The following is an 18833-nucleotide window of genomic DNA, read 5'->3' on the forward strand; positions in this document are numbered from 1 at the left end:
CCGGCCGGTGGGTCCCCGCGGGCCGGTGGGGGCCGGTCGCGCAGTTCCCCGCGCCCCCTAGGTCGGGCATCCGCCCCGGCGCTCACAACACACCACTGCTCCACCGAACACCACCGCACCACCCCATCCCGCCGCAACGGCGATCAACCGCAGCCGCGGAAATCGGCGGTGCCCAACCGGGCGATGGGTCTCTGCGGACTGGTGGGGTCAGGGCTGGGTGTCGTCCGGGATGGAGACGACCCAGTGGGTTTCCTTGCGGGGGCGGAGGTAGAGGGCCCAGTAGAGGGTGGCGGCGGCGGTGATGCCGCCGGTCCAGAGGAGGTAGGTCGTTTCCTGCTGGGTGAGGATGTAGGCGAGGACGACGATGAGGAGGAGGGGCATGGCGGGCCAGAGGGGCATGCGCCAGGCGGGGGTGTGCTTGTGGTGGCCGCGGCGGGAGAGGAGGGCGGCGACGGCGACGAGGAGGTACATGCCGGTCACCGAGACGCCTGTGACGCCGTAGAGGGTGTCGAGGTTGACGAAGCAGAGCACGGCGCCGGGGACGCCGACGGCGAGGGTGGCGACCCAGGGGGAGCCGAAGCGGCCGAGGCGGGAGAGGGCGCTGTTGACCGGGGCCGGCCAGGCCTTGTCGCGGGCCGAGGCGAACAGGACGCGGGAGTTCTGGATGACCATGACGATGCCCGCGTTGATGATCGCGAGGGCCACGCAGAGGCTGACGAAGGTGCCGACCGCGGAGTTGGACCAGGCGGTGACCATGGAGCTGATGTCGCCGCCGGTGAGGGCCTTGAGGTCGGTCGCGCCCATGGTGATCGCGGCGACCGGGACGAGGATGACCACCGTGGAGATCGCGAGGGTGGCGAGGACCGTGCGGGCGACGTTGCGGCGCGGGTTCTCCAGTTCCTCGGAGAGGTAGACCGCCGTCGAGAAGCCCTGGGTGACGAAGAGGGCGATGGCGAGGCCGGAGACGACGAGCATCGCGGTGACGGTGGTGGTGTGGCCGCCGGTGTCCGCGACCTGCATGGAGGTGAGGCTGCCGACGCCCCGGTGGCTGTGGGAGAAGCCGAGGACCGCGACCACGCCTGCCGCGATGACCTCCAGGACCAGGAAGATGCCGGTGATCCAGGCGTTCGCGCGCAGGTCCAGGAGGCCCGCGAGGGTGGCGAGGAGCATCACGCCGGCGCCGGTCATGGCCGGGTCCAGGTGGACGATCGGGGCGAGGTAGTCGGCCGTGCCCATCGCGATCACCGGCGGCACGATCATCACCACGAGGAGGGAGAGGACGAAGACCAGCCAGCCCGCGAGGCGGCCCGCCATCGTCGAGACCATCGCGTACTCGCCGCCCGCGCTGGGGATGAGGGTGCCCAGCTCGGAGTAGCAGAACGCCACGGCGATACAGAGGAGGGAGCCGATGGCGATCGTGAGGGCGGTGGCGGTCCCGAGGGTGCCGAACAGGTCGGGGACGACCACGAAGAGCGTGGAGGCCGGGGTGACGCAGGAGAGGGTGAGGAGGGTGCCGCCGACCACGCCGATGGAGCGCTTGAGCGTCTTGGGGCTGTCGGACGCCGCTACGACGGCGTTCTCGACAGGGCGGAGCGTGTCGGTCATGCGGCGGTTCCGATCGACTCTGGCGGATGCCTCCGGCGGCTTGGCTGTGCTGCATGGAACCCCGACGAAAACCATTGCGTCAATGGCTGTTTACCTTCGGATTCCGCACTCGTAAAGCGACAGGGGTCACATCGCTTTCGTAGGGTCGAACGGCCTGGTAAGGCAATCATCAAGACTCTGGTTCGCATGACCTTGGTTTCGAAGGTCATGAACGCAAAGAACTTAAGTCACCCGTTTCATCCCGCAGAAACGAGAACCGCAGCATCGCTGACAAAAAAAATCGGGGCCGTCCGGTATCCGGATGGCCCCGACGGGGTCGGGCGGTGGTGCTCAGTGGTTGCGCGGGAAACCCAGGTCGACGCCGGACGGGGCCTCGGACGGGTCCGGCCAGCGGGTGGTGACGACCTTGCCGCGGGTGTAGAAGTGCGTGCCGTCGTTGCCGTAGATGTGGTGGTCGCCGAAGAGCGAGTCCTTCCAGCCACCGAAGGAGTGGTAGCCGACGGGGACCGGGATCGGCACGTTCACGCCGACCATGCCGGCCTCGATCTCCAGCTGGAAGCGGCGGGCGGCGCCGCCGTCCCGGGTGAAGATCGCGGTGCCGTTGCCGAACGGGGAGGAGTTGATCAGCGCCACGCCCTCGTCGTACGTCTCCACGCGCAGGACGCACAGGACCGGGCCGAAGATCTCGTCCTGGTAGGCCTTGGCGGTGGTGGGCACCTTGTCGAGCAGCGAGATGCCGATCCAGTGGCCGTCCTCGAAGCCCTCGACCGTGTAGCCGGTGCCGTCCAGGACGACCTCGGCGCCCTCGGCGGCGGCGCCGGAGACGTAGGAGGCCACCTTGTCGCGGTGGACGGCGGTGATCAGCGGGCCCATCTCGGAGGTGGGGTCGTTGCCGGGGCCGATCTTGATCTTCTCGGCGCGCTCGCGGATCTTCTCCACCAGCTCGTCGCCGATCGCGCCCACGGCGACCACGGCCGAGATGGCCATGCAGCGCTCGCCGGCCGAGCCGTAGGCGGCCGAGACGGCCGCGTCCGCCGCCGCGTCCAGGTCCGCGTCGGGGAGGACCAGCATGTGGTTCTTGGCGCCGCCGAGCGCCTGGACGCGCTTGTGGTTGGCGGAGGCGGTGGTGTGGATGTAGCGGGCGATCGGCGTCGAGCCGACGAAGGAGACCGCCTTGACGTCCGGGTGCTCCAGGAGCCGGTCGACGGCCACCTTGTCACCGTGGACCACGTTGAAGACGCCGTCGGGCAGGCCGGCCTCGGCCAGCAGCTCGGCGAGCTTGATCGAGGCCGACGGGTCCTTCTCGGACGGCTTCAGGATGAAGGTGTTGCCGGTCGCGATGGCGATCGGGAACATCCACATCGGGACCATCGCCGGGAAGTTGAACGGCGTGATGCCCGCGACCACGCCGAGCGGCTGGCGGATCGAGGAGACGTCGACGCGGCTGGCGACCTGCGTGGACAGCTCGCCCTTCAGCTGCACGTTGATGCCGCACGCCAGGTCCACGATCTCCAGACCGCGGGCGACCTCGCCGAGGGCGTCGCTGTGCACCTTGCCGTGCTCGGCCGTGATCAGCTCGGCGATCGCGTCCCGGTTGGCGTCGAGCAGGGCGCGGAAGCGGAACAGGATCTCCGTGCGCTTGGCCAGCGAGGACTGGCCCCAGGTCACGAAGGCGTCCTTGGCGGCGGCGACCGCGGCGTCGACCTCGTCGACCGACGCGAACGCGACCTTCGTGGTGACCGCGCCGGTGGCCGGGTCGGTGACCGGCCCGTAGTTGCCCGACGTGCCGTCGACGGACTTGCCGCCGATCCAGTGGTTGACGATCTTCGTCATGACCGGTTACTCCTTCACAGATGGCGGCGTCGGGTGGAGACGTGCCGTTCGTAGAGCTCACGTGCCTTGACCGCGGAGGATCGGGTCGCGGTCTCGGCCACAGGTACATCCCACCAGGCCTGCGCGGGAGGCGGGCCCGACACTGTGTCGGCCGTTTCGGTCTCCACGTAGACACATGTGGGAGTGTCGGCGGCCCGCGCCTCGGCGAGTGCCGTGCGCAGGTCCCGGACAGTCTTGGCGCGCAGGACGCGCATGCCGAGGCTGGCCGCGTTGGCGGCCAGGTCGACGGGGAGCGGGGCGCCCGTGAAGGTGCCGTCGTCCGAGGTGAAGCGGTACGCGGTGCCGAACCGCTCGCCGCCCACCGACTCGGAGAGCCCGCCGATGGAGGCGTAGCCGTGGTTCTGCACCAGCAGCACCTTGATGGCTATCCCCTCCTGGACGGCGGTGACGATCTCGGTCGGCATCATCAGATACGTGCCGTCGCCGACCAGCGCCCACACGTTCCGCTCCGGCGCCGCGAGTTTCACCCCGATGGCGGCCGGTATCTCGTAGCCCATGCACGAGTAGCCGTACTCCAGGTGGTACTGGTCCCGCGACCGGGCCCGCCACATCCGGTGCAGGTCGCCGGGGAGCGAGCCGGCCGCGTTGACCAGTACGTCGGTGTCGTCGACGAGCGCGTCCAGGGCGCCGAGGACCTGCGGCTGGGTCGGCCGGATGTCCGGCTCGTCGGCCTCGTAGCAGGCGTCGACGCGCTGCTCCCAGCGCTCCTTGTCCTCGGTGTACTCGGTGACGTACGAGTCGGCGGTGCGGTGGCCGTCGAGGGCCTGCCGCAGCTCGGTGAGAGCGCTGCGGGCGTCGGCGACCAGAGGCAGGCCGGCCAGCTTGTGACCGTCGTACGCGGCGATGTTGAGGTTGAGGAAGCGGACGTCCGGGTTCTCGAAGAGGGTGCCGGAGGCCGTGGTGAAGTCGGTGTAGCGGGTGCCGACGCCGATCACCAGGTCGGCGGTGCGGGCGAGTTCGTCGGCGGTGGCGGTGCCGGTGTGGCCGACGCCGCCGACGTCCTGCGGGTGGTCCCAGCGCAGCGAGCCCTTGCCGGCCTGGGTCGAGGCGACCGGGATGCGGGTGGCTTCGGCGAACTCGGCGAGCACGGCCTCGGCGCGGCTGTGGTGGACCCCGCCGCCGGCGATGACCAGAGGCCGGCGCGCGTTCCTGACCGCGGTCACGGCCGCGGCGAGTTCGGCGGGGTCGGCGCCCGGCCGCCGTACGGTCCACACCCGTTCGGCGAAGAACTCCTCCGGCCAGTCGTACGCCTCCGCCTGCACGTCCTGCGGGAGGGCGAGGGTGACGGCGCCGGTCTCGACGGGGTCGGTGAGGACCCGCAGGGCGGCGAGGGCGGAGGGGATCAGCTGTTCGGGGCGGTTGATCCGGTCGAAGAACTTCGAGACGGGGCGGAGGGTGTCGTTGACGGACACGTCGGCCGCGTGCGGGACTTCGAGCTGCTGGAGGACCGGGTCGGCGGGGCGGGTGGCGAAGACGTCGCCGGGCAGGAGCAGGACCGGGAGGTGGTTGACGGTGGCGAGGGCGGCGCCGGTGACCAGGTTGGTGGCGCCCGGACCGATGGACGTCGTCACGGCGTGCGTGGCGAGGCGGTTCGATTGACGCGCGTAGCCGACCGCCGCGTGCACCATGGCCTGTTCGTTGCGGCCCTGGTGGTACGGCATCTCGTCCCGGTGCTCCAGGAGTGCCTGGCCGAGGCCGGCCACGTTGCCGTGGCCGAAGATGCCCCAGGTGGCGCCGATCAGGCGGCGGCGCTCGCCGTCCCGCTCGGTGAACTGGACGGCGAGGAAGCGGACAAGCGCTTGCGCGACGGTCAACCGAATCGTCATCGGTAACCCTCCGTATGGTCCGGGTGGAAGCAGATCCGCCACTCCCGCGTCGCACCGGGCCCCGCCATGACGTTCAGGTAGTACATGTCGTGACCGGGCTGCGCGATCGACGGGCCGTGCCATCCGTCGGGAACGAGCACGGCGTCGCCGGAGCGGACCTCGGCGAGGACGTCCGTACCGCCCTCACGGGAGGGGAATACGCGCTGATACCCGATACCGTTCGGTCCGTCGATCTCGAAGTAGTAGATCTCCTCCAGCTCCGACTCCTCGCCCGGCCGGTGCTCGTCGTGCTTGTGCGGCGGGTACGAGGACCAGTTGCCGCCGGGCGTGATCACCTCGACGGCGATGAGCTTGTCGCAGTCGAAGGCGGACGCGGAGGCGAAGTTGCGCACCCGGCGGGCGCTGGTGCCGCTGCCGCGGTCTTCGACGGGGACCTCCGGCGCGGGGCCGTAGCGGGCGGGGAGTCGTCGCTCGCACTTCGCTCCTGCCAGGGCGAAGCGGCCTCCCGCGCCGGAGGCGATCTGGACCTGGGCGTCCCGGGGCACGTACGCGAAGTCGGAGACTCCGCTGAACACGCTCTCCCGGCCCAGGATCTGGAACTCGTTTCCCTCTGTTTGCACCGTACAACCGCCCTGTAGCGGAAGCACGATCCACTCGCTGTCCCCGGTGGTGAACAAATGCGTTCCGCCCGGGGGCAGTTCGACGATCCTCAGGCTGCTGTGCGCCCAACCGGCCCGCTTGGGGTCGATGTCGAGCGCGTACTGGGCGTTCGCGGTCGAACCCTTGGTGAGGTGCAGCTCGTTGGTCGTCATCTTCTCGCCCTCACAGGAGTCCGACAGCGGTGTCCACGGCGGCGGCCACGTCGCCGTCCGCCGGGTACAACAGCGAGCGGCCGACCACCAGGCCGCGCACGGTGGGGAGTTGCAGGGCGCTGCGCCACTTCTCGTACGCACCGTCCTGGTCATCGCCCACTTCGCCGCCGAGCAGCACGGCGGGGAGCGTGGACGTCTCCATGACCTGGGCCATGTCGTCGGGGTTGTCGGTGACCGGCACCTTCAGCCAGGTGTAGGCCGAACTCCCGCCGAGGCCCGAGGCGATGGCGATGGACTTGGTGACCGCCTCCGGAGAGAGGTCGTTCTTGACCTTGCCCTCGGGGGTGCGCCTGCTGATGAACGGCTCGACGAAGACCGGCAGCCGGCGCGCGGCCATGTCGTCGATGGCGCGGGCGGTGGACTCCAGGGTGGTGAGGGAGCCCGGGTCGTCGTAGTCGATGCGCAGCAGCAGCTTGCCGGCGTCGAACCCGAGGCGCTGTATGTCCTCGCCGCGGTGGCCGGTGAAGCGGTCGTCGAGCTCGAAGGAGGCGCCCTGCAGTCCGCCGCGGTTCATCGAGCCCATGACGACCTTGCCGTCGAGCGCGCCGAGCAGGAGCAGGTCGTCCAGGATGTCGGCGGTGGCGAGGACGCCGTCGACGCCGGGCCGGGACAGCGCAAGGCAGAGCCGTTCGAGCAGCTCGGCCCGGTTGGCCATGGCGAGCTTGTCGCCGCCCACGCCGAGGGCGCCGCGGGCCGGGTGGTCGGCGGCGACGATCATCAGCTTGCCGTCCTCGTTGAGGAGCGGACGGCGGACGCGGCGGGTGGCCGCCTCGGCGATGGCCTCGGGGTGGTGGGTGCGGGTGTGGACGAGGGCGGAGATGTCCACCTTCACCTGCCGGCCGGGGGCGCCGGCGCCGCCCTCGTGGTGCGCGCCCGCGACGCGGCCGGCCCTCACAGCACCGCTCCGGCGGCGAGCGCGGCGTCGATCTCGTCGCCGGTCGGCATCGCGGAGGAGCACTCCAGGCGGGAGGCGACGATCGCGCCGGCCGCGTTGGCGTGGCGCATGGTCTTCTCCAGGTCCCAGCCTTCGAGGAGGCCGTGGCAGAGGGAGCCGCCGAAGGCGTCGCCGGCGCCGAGGCCGTTCAGCACGTTGACGGGCAGTGGCGGGACCTCGGCGGAGTCGCCGTCGCGGCTGACCGCGAGGACGCCCTTGGGGCCCTGCTTGACGACGGCGATCTCGACACCGGCGTCCAGGAGGGCCTGGGCGGCGGCCTGCGGCTCGCGCACGCCGGTCGCGACCTCCACCTCGTCGAGGTTGCCGACGGCGACGGTGGTGTGCTTGAGCGCCTCGGCGTAGAACGGGCGGGCCGCATCCGGGTCCTGCCAGAACATGGGCCGCCAGTCGAGGTCGAAGACGGTCGTGCCGGCCTTGGCGCGGTGGGCGAGGGCCGCGAGGGTCGCGGTGCGGCTGGGCTCCTCGCTCAGGCCGGTGCCGGTGATCCAGAAGATGCGGGCGGACCGGACGGCGTCGAGGTCGAGGTCGTGGGCGTCGATCTCCAGGTCCGGGGCCTTGGGCTGCCGGTAGAAGTACAGCGGGAAGTCGTCCGGCGGGAAGATCTCGCAGAACGTGACCGGGGTGTTCAGGCCGGGGACCGCGGTGACCCAGCGGTCGTCCACGCCGAAGCCCCGGAGTGCCTCGTGCAGGTAGGCGCCGAAGGCGTCCTCGCCGGTGCGGGTGATGACGGCGGTGCTGCGGCCGAGGCGGGCGGCCGCCACGGCCACGTTCGTCGCCGACCCGCCGAGGAACTTGCCGAAGGACGACACCTGGGCGAGCGGGACTCCGGTCTGGAGCGGATAGAGATCCACCCCGATCCGCCCCATGGTGATCAGGTCGTACGCCATCGGCTTCCCTTCGTCATGCTCTCCCGTGGTTTGTAGTCCGGGAGGGGAGGTCGTGTCAATGGTTTGTCCGGACATTCTGACGACAGTATGGGGCGAGGGCACCTACGAGGGTGGGGGTGCGGCGGGTGCGCGGGCGCGGGCCGGGGGGTGGCTGGTCGCGCCCACGCGGCGGAGCCGCACATCGATACAGCCCCGCACCCCTTCGGGGCACTGTCGCTCACGCAGATGTCAACGCGCCCCGCCGATGAGCCGGTATGCGCCTGTGCCCCGGCTGTGTCACAAACTCCCCCCTTGTGTCACACATGTCACGCATACGCGGGCTCTCGGTCACACCAGGTCCACAGGCGCTTGCGCACAGTCACTCTCCGTCGTTCACCGGGCACAGGCTTTGTGATCGCCAGCGCAGCGCCCGGCTCCCCCGACGACCGCCTCCGGTCGCCCCCGCGGTGCGCGCAGGGAGGTGCATCCCATGACCGACCGACGGCTCTGGTCCTACAAGGAGATCGCGGCGCACATCCGGGTGCAGCCGGACACCGTCCGCTCCTACCGCAAGCACGGGCTGCTCCCGCCGCCCGACCATGTCGAGGGCGGCAAGCCCTACTGGTACGCCGACACGGTCCGCGCCTGGGTCGCCTCCCGGCCGGGCAACCGGGGGCGCAGAGACCTCTGAGACGGGGCGCGGCCTGCTCAGGCCCAGGGCTCGACGACCGTCACCCCGGCCGCCGGTGCCGCGTCCATCGCCGCCAGGGCGGCCGGGGCCGCGTCCAGGGTGATCGTCGAGGTGACCAGGAGGTCGGGGCGGAGGGTGCCGGCGCGGACCAGTTCGAGCATGGCGGGGTAGGTGTGGGCCGCCATGCCGTGGCTGCCGAGGAGCTCCAGCTCCAGGGCGATCGCGCGGGCCAGCGGCACGGGGGTGTTGCCGTCCGGGGACGGCAGCAGGCCCACCTGGACGTGACGGCCGCGCCGGCGCAGGGAGTTGACCGAGGCGGCCGAGGTGGCGGGTGAGCCGAGGGCGTCCAGGGAGAGATGGGCGCCGCCGGAGGTCAGGTCGCGGACCGCCGCCGCGGGGTCGGCGGTCTCCGACGCGTTCACGCCGTGGGCCGCGCCGAACTTCCTTGCCAGGTCCAGGGCTTGGGGCGACACGTCCACCGCCGCCACCCGTGCGCCCGCCGCCGCCGCGATCATCACCGCCGACAGGCCCACGCCCCCGCAGCCGTACACCGCCACCCACTCCCCCGCCGCGACCCGGCCCTGCTGGACCACCGCGCGGAAGGCGGTGGCGAAGCGGCAGCCCAGGGAGGCGGCGGTGGCGTACGCCATGTCGTCCGGGACCGCCACCAGGTTCACGTCGGCGTGGTCCAGCGCCACGTACTGGGCGAAGGAGCCCCAGTGCGTGAAGCCGGGCTGGGTCTGGCGTTCGCAGACCTGCTGGTCGCCGGCCGCGCAGGACGGGCAGCTGCCGCAGGCGCAGACGAAGGGGACGGTGACCCGGTCGCCGGGGCGCCAGGCGGTCACCGCGGCACCGGCCTCCTCGACGACCCCGGCCAGTTCGTGGCCGGGGACGTGCGGGAGGGTGATGTCCGGGTCGTGGCCCTGCCAGCCGTGCCAGTCGCTCCGGCACAGGCCGGTGGCCTCCACGCGGACCACCACTCCGTGGGGGGCCGGGCGGGGGTCGGGGACGTCCCGTACCTCGGCGGGGGTGGCGTAGTGGTCGAAGACGACTGCTCGCATCGCGCGGGCTCCTTTCGGGGGCTGTGCGCAGGCTAAGCGCCGCGGGGATCCTGTTGCAGCGCCAGTTCCGGCTCGTCGTGGCCGGTCGCGCCGTTCCCCGCGCCCCTTTGGGGCGCTTCAGCTCGGCGTGGTCACCTTGTGCCGCTCCTCGTCTGCCGGTTGGGGCGCCTCCGGCGCCTGGTGCTCGCCCTCGCTCAACCCGAACCGGTCGTGGAAGCGGCGCAGGGGGGCCGGTGCCCACCAAGTGGCCCTGCCCGTCAGGCGCATGATGGCCGGGACCAGGAGGCTGCGGACGACCATCGCGTCCATCAGGACCGCCAGGGCGATGCCGAGGCCGAGCATCTTGGTGTTGGTGACCCGGGAGGTGCCGATCGCCACCATCACGACCGCCAGGATGATCGCCGCCGCGGTGATCAGGCCTCCGGTGCGCTGCAGGCCGAGCCGGACCGCCCGCTCGTGGTCGCCGGTCCTGTCGTACTCCTCCTTGATGCGGGAGAGGAGGAACACGCCGTAGTCCATCGAGAGGCCGAAGGCCACGCAGAACATCAGGACCGGGAGCGTGGTCTCGATCGAGCCGGAGCTGGTGAAGCCCAGCAGGTCCGAGAGGTGGCCGTCCTGGAAGACCCAGACCACCGCGCCGAACATCGCCGTCAGGCTGAGCGCGTTGAGCAGGACCGCCTGTACGGGGATGAGGACGCTGCCGGTGAGGAGGAAGACCAGCAGCAGGGTGACGACGGCTATGATCGCCGCCGCCCAGGGCAGGCGCTCCCCGATGGCGTGCTTGGAGTCGACCAGGACCGCGGCCGTGCCCGTCACCTTCGTGTCGAAGGGGGTGTTCAGCGCGCGCAGTTCGCCCACCAGGCGCTGTGCGCCGTCGTCCACCGACTCGCCCTTCGGCTGCACCGTGAAGTACGCCGCGTCGCCCTTGACCAGGGGTCCGGCCACCCCGGCCGCCTCCGGCAGGGCCGCCACCCGCTCCTTGTAGGCCGTGTACTGCGCCCGGGTCGCCTTGCCCTCGGCCAGGACTTCGAGGTCGCCGCCGGGGTTGCCCGGGAAGCCGTCCCGGATGTGCTGCTGGACGACGTGGGACTCGGCGCCGGACGGGAGCTGGCGGTCGTCGGCGGTGCCGAACTTCACGCCCAGGAACGGCAGTCCGAGGACGATCAGGAAGGCCGTGGTGGCGACGGCGAAGAGCGGGGCGCGGCGCATCACCAGGGCCGCGGCGCGGGCCCAGGCCGTGCCCTCGGCGCCGGAGGGCCGGGCTTCCCGGCCCCTGCGGAACAGCCGGCGCAGGTCCAGCGCGTTGACCCGGTCGCCCAGCAGGATCAGTGCCGCCGGGAGCAGGATCAGGGCGGCGGCCGCGGCCAGCAGGACCACCGCTATGCCGGCGTAGGCGAACGAACGGAGGAAGTACTGGGGGAAGACGAGCATCGCCGCCAGGGAGACGGCCACCGTCAGGGCCGAGAACAGCACCGTGCGGCCCGCGGTGCGCAGGGTGGTGCCGATCGCCGTCAGCGGATCGGCGCCCGTGGCCAGTTCCTCGCGGAAGCGGCGGACGATGAAGAGCGCGTAGTCGATGGCGAGGCCGAGGCCGAGGGCCGTGGTCAGGTTCATCGCGAAGACCGAGACGTCCGTGAAGGACGTGATGCCGCGCAGGACCGCGTTCGTGCCGAGGATGGCGACGATGCCGATACCCAGCGGGAGCAGGGCCGCGATCGCGCTGCCGAACACCATCACCAGCAGGACCAGGGTGATGGGCAGGGCGATCAGCTCGGCGCGGGCCAGGTCCTCCTTGATGATCGTCTGCATGTCGCTGCGGACCGCCACCATGCCGCCGACCTTGACGGTCACCGGCCCGTGCGCGCCCCGGTAGTGCGGGGCGATGCGGTCCAGGGTGTCGGCCGCCGCCTTCTCGTCACCGGTGATGCGGGCCGCGATCAGGGCCTCGTGGCCGTCCTCGGCGCGCAGGGACGGCGACTTGGTCTGCCAGTACGAGCCGACGCCTATGACGCCCTTCTCGGCGGACAGCCGGCCGGCGAGAGCCTTCGCCTCGGCCGCCACCGCGGGGCTGTCCACCGAGCCGCCCCGCGCGTCCACCAGGAGGAGCAGGTTGGGCTGGGAGTCCGGGAACTCGCGCTCCAGCGCCTTCGTCGCGTACGTCGACTCGGCGGCCGGGTCCTCCCAGCCGCCGCTGCCCAGCCGGTCGGCGACCCCGCTGCCGGCCAGCACGGCGAGCGCGGTGATCACTAGGGCGAGCAGCAGCGAGAGCCGTGGGCGGGCGGTCACGAACCGGGTCCAGCCCCGCGGGCGGGCCCCGCCCCCGGCCGCCGAGGGCTTGTTGACTTCGGTCATCCTGCGGTGTCCCCTTCACCGTGACCACTGCCTGCCGGTACACATCCGCTTCGTGCACAGGGCAGCATGGGTCGGTCATTGCCTTTTAGACTGGCAAACACGAGTCGTCGCTCGCGTTCCACAAGAATGCGAGCGACCGCTCGTGTTTGTCAATCGCGTGCGAAGAGCTGGGGATAACGCGTGCCCGACAAGCCCGACATGCCAGAGCAGCCCGACGGCTCCCACGGCCCCGCCGGCACGGCCACGGCCAAGGAGCAGCCGCGCCGGCGGCAGGCCCGCGGCGAGCGGCGCGTCCAGCAGCTGCTCGAAGCCGCCGCCTCGGTCTTCTGCACCTCGGGCTACACGGCCGCCAGCACCAACGCCATCGCCCGCGAGGCCGGCGTCTCCCCCGGCACGCTCTACCAGTTCTTCCCGAACAAGGAAGCGATCGCGATCGAGCTCGGCGACCGGCTCGTGCACGACCTGCGGAACACCTACGGCGAGGCGCTCGCACCGATCGACCCCGGCACCTCGCTGGCGGACGCGGTCGGCGCCGTCGTGGACCGCCTCACCGCCTTCAACACCGAGCACCCGGTGTTCTTCGCGCTGATGCACGGCCCCGACGTACCCGGCGGGATCACCGAGGCGCACGACGCCCTGCACACCAACCTGATCGGCCGCGTCGAGGGCCTGCTCGCCTCGCTCCTCCCGCCGGACGCCGACCAGGCCCACATCACGCGCACGGCACACGTCAGCCTCGGCATCTACAAGGCGGGGCTCGAACTGGTGCTCAGCCACGAGGGCGCCGAGCGCCAGGCGTACATCCAGGAGATCAAGAACGTGCTCGCCCGCTACCTGGAACCCCTGGTCGGCGACCGCCTCGGCCGCCCCGCCGGCTGACCGGCCGCCGCGCCACCGGCGACCGCCGCACCCACCACCGCGCCGACCACCACTGCACCCACCACCCCCTCGAACCTCCCAGACTGCGGCATACGGCACATCTGCCTAAAGTGCGGGTAAATCACACCGGTCTCGCGCCGGTCTCGCACCGATCCCGAGCCGACGGGCGCCGCCCGCACCCGCAGGAGCACAAGGGGGACCCGCCGTGACCCACTCTCCGCCGCCCGGCCGCCCGCAGGCCCGGATCCCCGGTCCGCAGCAGCCGCCACCGCCGTACCCCCGGATCCGCGCCGGCCTGTGGAGGCGCTGCCTCGGCGGCGGGCTCGCCCTGTGGGCGCTGACCGCGGTGGTCACGTACACGACGAGGAACACCACCCTGCTGCCGACACTGATCCTGCTCGGCAGCTTTCTCGTCCCGGTCGTCTTCGTGCTGTGGGCGTACGAGCGGCACGGCCGCGACCTCGGGGTCAGCGCGATCCTCGGCAGCTTCCTGACCGGCGGCACGCTCGGGGTACTGGGCGCCTCGGTCATGGAGTCCTACCTGGTCCGCCCCTCCTGGGAGATGTTCGTCTGCGTCGGCCTGGTCGAGGAGGCGGTGAAGCTCGCCGCGCTGGTGTTCGTGCTGCGCCGGCTGCCGGGGATCCGGGGCATGCGCGCCGGGCTGGTGCTCGGCGCCGCCGTCGGCTTCGGCTTCGCGGCCCTGGAGAGCGCCGGCTACGCGTTCGACGCGGCCGTCTCCACCGAGGGCGTCGACCTGCGCGCGCTGATCGAGACGGAGATCCTGCGCGGGGTGGCGGCCCCCTTCGGGCACGGCCTGTGGACGGCGATCGCCGGCGGCGTCCTGCTCTCCTTCCGCCGCCCGAACGGCCGCTTCCGCATCACCGCCCCGGTCGTCACCGCCTGCTGCGGGGTCGCCCTGCTGCACGCCCTGTGGGACTCCACCCACGGCATCGCGCTCTGGCTGGTGGCGCACCTGGCGGGTACCGGACTGGACCGGCAGCTGTTCGCCGAGGGGTACATCCCGCGCCCCAGCGCGGCGGAGGAGCACCTCTTCGCGGTGTTCTCGGTGGGCCTGCTGGTACTCGTCTCGCTGCTCGGCGTCGCCTGGGTGCTCTCGCTGGCGCGCCGCGATCCCTCTTGGAGAAATACCCCCTAGGGGTATAGTCTGACGACAGTGGGGTTCTCTCGTGGGCCCCATCGGCCCCACACGCCACGACGAGGAGAACGACATGACCGCCCAGACCGACACCCAGGGCTCCGTGACCGCCGTCTACAAGGTGACGGGCATGAGCTGTGGGCACTGCGAGGGTTCCGTCTCCGCAGAGATCTCCGGACTGCCCGGCGTCAGCTCGGTGACGGCCGTCGCGGCCAGCGGCGAGGTCACGGTCGTCTCCACCGCCCCGCTCGACGAGGAGGCGGTCCGCGCCGCCGTCGACGAGGCGGGCTTCGAGCTCGCCGGCCGCGCCTGAGGGTCCGGCCGCACGCGCCGACCCGCACCACGAGCAGTACCTACGACGGAAACGTATCTCTCCGCCGGGCCGTGCCGACCAGCTGATACTGGCTCCGTACGGTCCGGTCCGTTGTCTGGAGTCCGGACATGACGACCAGCACCACCACCAGCACCACCACCGCACCGACACCGATAGCCCTGCCGCGCCCGGCCGGCGGCGAGTCCGAGGTCGAGCTGCTCATCGGCGGCATGACCTGCGCCTCCTGCGCCGCCCGGGTCGAGAAGAAGCTCAACCGCATGGACGGCGTCACCGCCACCGTGAACTACGCGACCGAGAAGGCGAAGGTCACATACCCCCAGGGGGTTCAGGTCGCCGACCTGATCGCCACGGTCGTGAGGACGGGTTACACCGCCGAGGAGCCCGCGCCCCCGGAGCCGGAGCCGGACCAGGAGGCCGGGGCGGAGCGGGATCCCGAACTCGCCGCCCTGCGCCACCGCCTCCTGGTCTCCGCCCTGCTCGCGGCCCCGGTCGTGCTGCTCGCGATGGTCCCGGCACTGCAGTTCGACAACTGGCAGTGGCTGTCGCTGACGCTCGCCGCCCCGGTGGTCGTCTGGGGCGGCTCGCAGTTCCACCGGGCCGCCTGGACCAACGCCCGGCACGGCGCCGCCACCATGGACACCCTGGTCTCGGTCGGCACGCTGGCCGCGTTCGGCTGGTCGCTGTGGGCGCTGTTCCTCGGCGACGCGGGCATGCCGGGCATGCACGACGAGTTCCGGTTCACCGTCTCCCGGATGGACAGCGCGTCCACGATCTACCTGGAGGTGGCCTCCGGGGTCGTCGCGCTGATCCTGCTCGGCCGCTATCTGGAGGCACGCTCCAAGCGGCGCGCGGGGGCGGCCCTGCGGGCGCTGATGGAACTGGGCGCCAGGGACGTGGCGGTACTGCGGGACGGGCGCGAGGTGCGGGTCCCGGTGGCGTCGCTCGCGGTCGGCGACCGGTTCGTCGTACGGCCCGGGGAGAAGGTGGCCACCGACGGGACCGTGGTCGAGGGGGCGTCCGCGGTGGACGCGTCGATGCTGACCGGCGAGTCCGTGCCGGTGGACGTGACCGTCGGCGACGCCGTCACGGGCGCGACCGTCAACGCCGGCGGGCGGCTGGTCGTCGCGGCGACCCGGGTCGGCGCCGACACCCAGCTCGCGCGGATGGCCCGGCTGGTGGAGGACGCGCAGAACGGCAAGGCCGAGGTGCAGCGGCTCGCGGACCGGATCTCCGCCGTCTTCGTCCCGGTCGTCATCCTGATCGCGCTCGGCACCTTCGGGGTCTGGCTGGGCGTCACCGGGGACACGGCCGCCGCGTTCACGGCCGCCGTCGCCGTCCTGATCATCGCCTGCCCGTGCGCCCTGGGCCTGGCCACGCCGACCGCGCTGATGGTCGGCACCGGGCGGGGCGCGCAGCTCGGCATCCTCATCAAGGGCCCGGAGGTGCTGGAGTCCACGCGCCGGGTGGACACCGTCGTCCTCGACAAGACCGGGACGGTGACCACCGGGCGGATGAGCCTCCAGGAGGTGTACGTCACCGAGGGCGCCGGGGAGGACGCGGACGAGGTGCTGCGGCTCGCAGGCGCCCTCGAACACGCCTCCGAGCATCCGGTGGCAAGGGCGATCGCCACGGGCGCGGCGGAGAAGGTCGGGGCGCTGCCCGCGGTCGAGCACTTCGAGAACGTCCCCGGGCGGGGTGCACGCGGGCGCGTGGAGGGCCGCGAGGTGGCCGTGGGGCGCCTCTTCGACGCCGTACCGGAGGACTTGGCCCTGGCCCGCTCCCGGGCCGAGCAGGAGGGCCGTACCGCCGTCCTGGCCGGCTGGGACGGGAAGGCACGGGGTGTCCTCGCCGTCGCCGACGCGGTCAAGGAGACCAGCGTCGAGGCGGTCCGGGAGCTGCGTGCGCTCGGGCTGACGCCGGTGCTGCTGACCGGGGACAACCGGACGGTGGCCGAATCGGTCGCGAGGGCGGTCGGGATCACCGAGGTCGTCGCCGAGGTGCTGCCCGAGGACAAGGTGGACGTCGTACGGCGGCTGCAGCGCGAGGGGCGGACGGTCGCCATGGTCGGCGACGGCGTCAACGACGCGGCGGCGCTGGCCACCGCGGATCTGGGGCTGGCCATGGGCACCGGGACGGACGCGGCAATCGAGGCCGGCGACCTGACCCTGGTGCGCGGGGACCTGCGGGTGGCAGCGGACGCGATCCGGCTGTCCCGGCGGACCCTCGCCACCATCAAGGGCAACCTCGTGTGGGCCTTCGGCTACAACGTGGCCGCGCTCCCACTGGCCGCCGCCGGCCTCCTCAACCCGATGATCGCGGGGGCCGCGATGGCCTTCTCGTCGGTCTTCGTGGTGACCAACAGTCTGCGGCTGCGCACCTTCCGCTGAAAGTTACCGGCGGTTCGGCCCAGTGGATGTATGAGTCCCCCTAGAGTCCAACGCGCACCTCACATAAGCTCTTCACAAGGCTCGCGCATCATCCTTACGCTTGAGCTCCGGTCACCGTATCGGGGCTCTTGCGCATCTATCGGACAGATGCAAGAGACGCAGATCACAGTGATGTGAACGTAACCATCGAAGGGGTTCGAAGGTCTAAGTTGGCGGTGTCAGAGATGCGTCTTGGGGGGCGCTGACCTGGCATCTGGGGATGTCTTGGGGGACTTCCTCAGAGATGCGTTGCCGGGGCACGTACGACGGGAAGCTTTGAGCGGCCCTCCCGTGCCGTACGGGTCCCGGCAGATCGCACCGCATCACTGGATCAAGTACGGCGAGTTCTGCTCGTTGTGCTCAAAGCAGCGATTCAGGCGCTGCCGTACCGAGCGCCCGGCCGGATCCCGTGGGGGGAATCCGTACCGGGACACGGGAAGGCGCCCTGGTCGCCGGCCCGTGGGGGGACCGGCGCTCCAGGGCGCCTTCTGTTATGCCGGTACGGCCGCTAGCGCGTTCAGCGCTCTTCGACCGGCACGAAGTCGCGCTCGACGACGCCCGTGTAGATCTGGCGCGGGCGGCCGATGCGGGAGCCGGGCTCCTTGATCATTTCCTGCCACTGGGCGATCCAGCCGGGCAGCCGGCCGAGCGCGAACAGGACCGTGAACATCTCGGTCGGGAAGCCCATGGCGCGGTAGATCAGGCCGGTGTAGAAGTCGACGTTCGGGTAGAGGTTGCGCGAGACGAAGTAGTCGTCGGAGAGCGCGTGCTCCTCCAGCTTCAGCGCGATGTCCAGCAGCTCGTCGGACTTGCCGAGAGCCGAGAGGACGTCGTGCGCCGCGGCCTTGATGATCTTCGCGCGCGGGTCGAAGGACTTGTACACCCGGTGGCCGAAGCCCATCAGGCGGACGCCGTCCTCCTTGTTCTTCACCTTGCGGATGAAGGAGTCGACGTCGCCGCCGTTGGCCTGGATGCCCTCCAGCATCTCCAGGACCGACTGGTTGGCGCCGCCGTGCAGGGGACCCCACAGCGCGGAGATGCCGGCGGAGATCGACGCGAACATGTTCGCCTGCGACGAGCCGACCAGGCGGACCGTCGACGTCGAGCAGTTCTGCTCGTGGTCCGCGTGCAGGATCAGCAGCTTGTCGAGCGCCGAGACGACGACCGGGTCCAGCTCGTAGTCCTGCGCCGGGACCGAGAACGTCATGCGCAGGAAGTTCTCCACGTAGGAGAGGTCGTTGCGCGGGTAGACGAACGGGTGGCCGACCGACTTCTTGTACGCGTACGCGGCGATCGTCGGAAGCTTGGCGAGCAGCCGGATGGTGGAGAGGTCGCGCTGCTGCGCGTCGAACGGGTTGTGGCTGTCCTGGTAGAAGGTGGACAGCGCGGAGACCACCGACGACAGCATGGCCATCGGGTGGGCGTCACGCGGGAAGCCCCGGTAGAAGTTCTTGACGTCCTCGTGCAGCAGCGTGTGCCGCGTGATCTCGTTCTTGAACGTGGTGAGCTCGTCCACGGTCGGCAGCTCACCGTTGATCAGCAGGTAGGCCACCTCCAGGAAGGTGGAGCGCTCCGCCAGCTGCTCGATCGGGTAACCGCGGTAGCGGAGGATGCCCGCCTCGCCGTCGAGGTAGGTGATGGCGGATTTATAGGCAGCGGTGTTGCCGTAGCCGCTGTCCAGGGTCACGAGGCCGGTCTGGGCCCGGAGCTTCCCGATGTCGAAGCCCTTGTCGCCGACGGTGCTGTCGACCACCGGGTAGGTGTACTCGCCGTCGCCGTACCGCAGTACTACAGAGTTGTCGCTCACGTCTTCCCTCACCGACGTAGTGCCTCATCTTCGAGGTGCCCTGACTGTCTCTACCATCCCCCATTTGGCTCAGGAGAGTGCACTCGGGGTCGACCGTTGGGCCTATCGGC

14 protein-coding genes are annotated in these 18833 nt (G+C 71.2%); 5 read left to right on the forward strand and 9 right to left on the reverse strand.

Features of this window, described 5'->3' with window-relative positions; translation table 11 throughout:
• Nucleotides 1-207 precede the first annotated feature (207 nt).
• The 6 genes from ACIQVL_RS07280 to iolC form a co-directional block, all read right to left on the reverse strand.
• Nucleotides 208-1605 carry an APC family permease gene (locus ACIQVL_RS07280; RefSeq protein WP_403474669.1) on the reverse strand — a complete coding sequence of 466 codons (1398 nt, stop codon included), beginning with the start codon at nt 1603-1605 and terminating at the stop codon, nt 208-210.
• 330 nt (nt 1606-1935) lie between these two features.
• Nucleotides 1936-3438 carry a CoA-acylating methylmalonate-semialdehyde dehydrogenase gene (gene mmsA, locus ACIQVL_RS07285; protein WP_403474670.1) on the reverse strand — a complete coding sequence of 501 codons (1503 nt, stop codon included), beginning with the start codon at nt 3436-3438 and terminating at the stop codon, nt 1936-1938.
• 14 nt (nt 3439-3452) lie between these two features.
• On the reverse strand, nt 3453-5324 hold the full coding sequence (gene iolD, locus ACIQVL_RS07290; protein WP_403474671.1) for a 3D-(3,5/4)-trihydroxycyclohexane-1,2-dione acylhydrolase (decyclizing): 1872 nt from the start codon (nt 5322-5324) through the stop codon (nt 3453-3455).
• Complete coding sequence (gene iolB / locus ACIQVL_RS07295) at nt 5321-6136, reverse strand: 5-deoxy-glucuronate isomerase (protein ID WP_403427386.1); 816 nt, start codon at nt 6134-6136, stop codon at nt 5321-5323. The genes iolD and iolB overlap by 4 nt, the downstream gene beginning before the upstream one ends.
• Before the next feature lie 10 nt (nt 6137-6146).
• Nucleotides 6147-7028: a deoxyribose-phosphate aldolase gene (locus ACIQVL_RS07300; RefSeq protein ID WP_403474801.1), complete on the reverse strand. Its 882-nt coding sequence runs from the start codon at nt 7026-7028 to the stop codon at nt 6147-6149.
• A 59-nt stretch (nt 7029-7087) separates the two neighbouring features.
• The gene (gene iolC / locus ACIQVL_RS07305; protein WP_403427384.1) at nt 7088-8038 is read right to left on the reverse strand and encodes a 5-dehydro-2-deoxygluconokinase; all 951 of its coding nucleotides are present in this window, start codon (nt 8036-8038) and stop codon (nt 7088-7090) included.
• A 469-nt stretch (nt 8039-8507) separates the two neighbouring features.
• Between iolC and ACIQVL_RS07310 the strand changes: the two genes are divergently transcribed.
• Complete coding sequence (locus ACIQVL_RS07310) at nt 8508-8708, forward strand: AlpA family transcriptional regulator (protein WP_037649824.1); 201 nt, start codon at nt 8508-8510, stop codon at nt 8706-8708.
• Between the two features lie 17 nt (nt 8709-8725).
• Here ACIQVL_RS07310 and ACIQVL_RS07315 read toward each other — a convergent pair whose 3' ends face one another.
• Together ACIQVL_RS07315 and ACIQVL_RS07320 are read right to left on the reverse strand one after the other, a co-directional pair.
• Nucleotides 8726-9769, reverse strand: a complete 1044-nt coding sequence (locus ACIQVL_RS07315; protein ID WP_403427383.1) for a zinc-dependent alcohol dehydrogenase family protein — start codon at nt 9767-9769, stop codon at nt 8726-8728.
• A gap of 117 nt (nt 9770-9886) precedes the next feature.
• Nucleotides 9887-12121 carry an MMPL family transporter gene (locus ACIQVL_RS07320; RefSeq protein ID WP_403427380.1) on the reverse strand — a complete coding sequence of 745 codons (2235 nt, stop codon included), beginning with the start codon at nt 12119-12121 and terminating at the stop codon, nt 9887-9889.
• A gap of 198 nt (nt 12122-12319) precedes the next feature.
• Between ACIQVL_RS07320 and ACIQVL_RS07325 the strand changes: the two genes are divergently transcribed.
• The 4 genes from ACIQVL_RS07325 to ACIQVL_RS07340 all read left to right on the forward strand — a co-directional run bounded on the left by ACIQVL_RS07325 (nt 12320) and on the right by ACIQVL_RS07340 (nt 16877).
• On the forward strand, nt 12320-13000 hold the full coding sequence (locus ACIQVL_RS07325) for a TetR/AcrR family transcriptional regulator (protein WP_403474672.1): 681 nt from the start codon (nt 12320-12322) through the stop codon (nt 12998-13000).
• A 205-nt stretch (nt 13001-13205) separates the two neighbouring features.
• Nucleotides 13206-14156: a PrsW family intramembrane metalloprotease gene (locus ACIQVL_RS07330; protein WP_403474673.1), complete on the forward strand. Its 951-nt coding sequence runs from the start codon at nt 13206-13208 to the stop codon at nt 14154-14156.
• 73 nt (nt 14157-14229) lie between these two features.
• Nucleotides 14230-14469, forward strand: coding sequence for a heavy-metal-associated domain-containing protein (locus ACIQVL_RS07335; protein ID WP_403474674.1), 240 nt, complete (start codon nt 14230-14232; stop codon nt 14467-14469).
• A gap of 128 nt (nt 14470-14597) precedes the next feature.
• Nucleotides 14598-16877: a heavy metal translocating P-type ATPase gene (locus ACIQVL_RS07340; RefSeq protein ID WP_403474675.1), complete on the forward strand. Its 2280-nt coding sequence runs from the start codon at nt 14598-14600 to the stop codon at nt 16875-16877.
• Nucleotides 16878-17433: 556 nt separating this feature from the next.
• Here ACIQVL_RS07340 and ACIQVL_RS07345 read toward each other — a convergent pair.
• Nucleotides 17434-18723: a citrate synthase gene (locus ACIQVL_RS07345; RefSeq protein WP_093502790.1), complete on the reverse strand. Its 1290-nt coding sequence runs from the start codon at nt 18721-18723 to the stop codon at nt 17434-17436.
• Between the last annotated feature and the right edge of the window lie 110 nt (nt 18724-18833).

Origin of the sequence: Streptomyces sp. NPDC090499, from assembly GCF_044769305.1 — a bacterium.
In the GTDB taxonomy this organism is placed as follows: Bacteria; Actinomycetota; Actinomycetes; order Streptomycetales; family Streptomycetaceae; genus Streptomyces.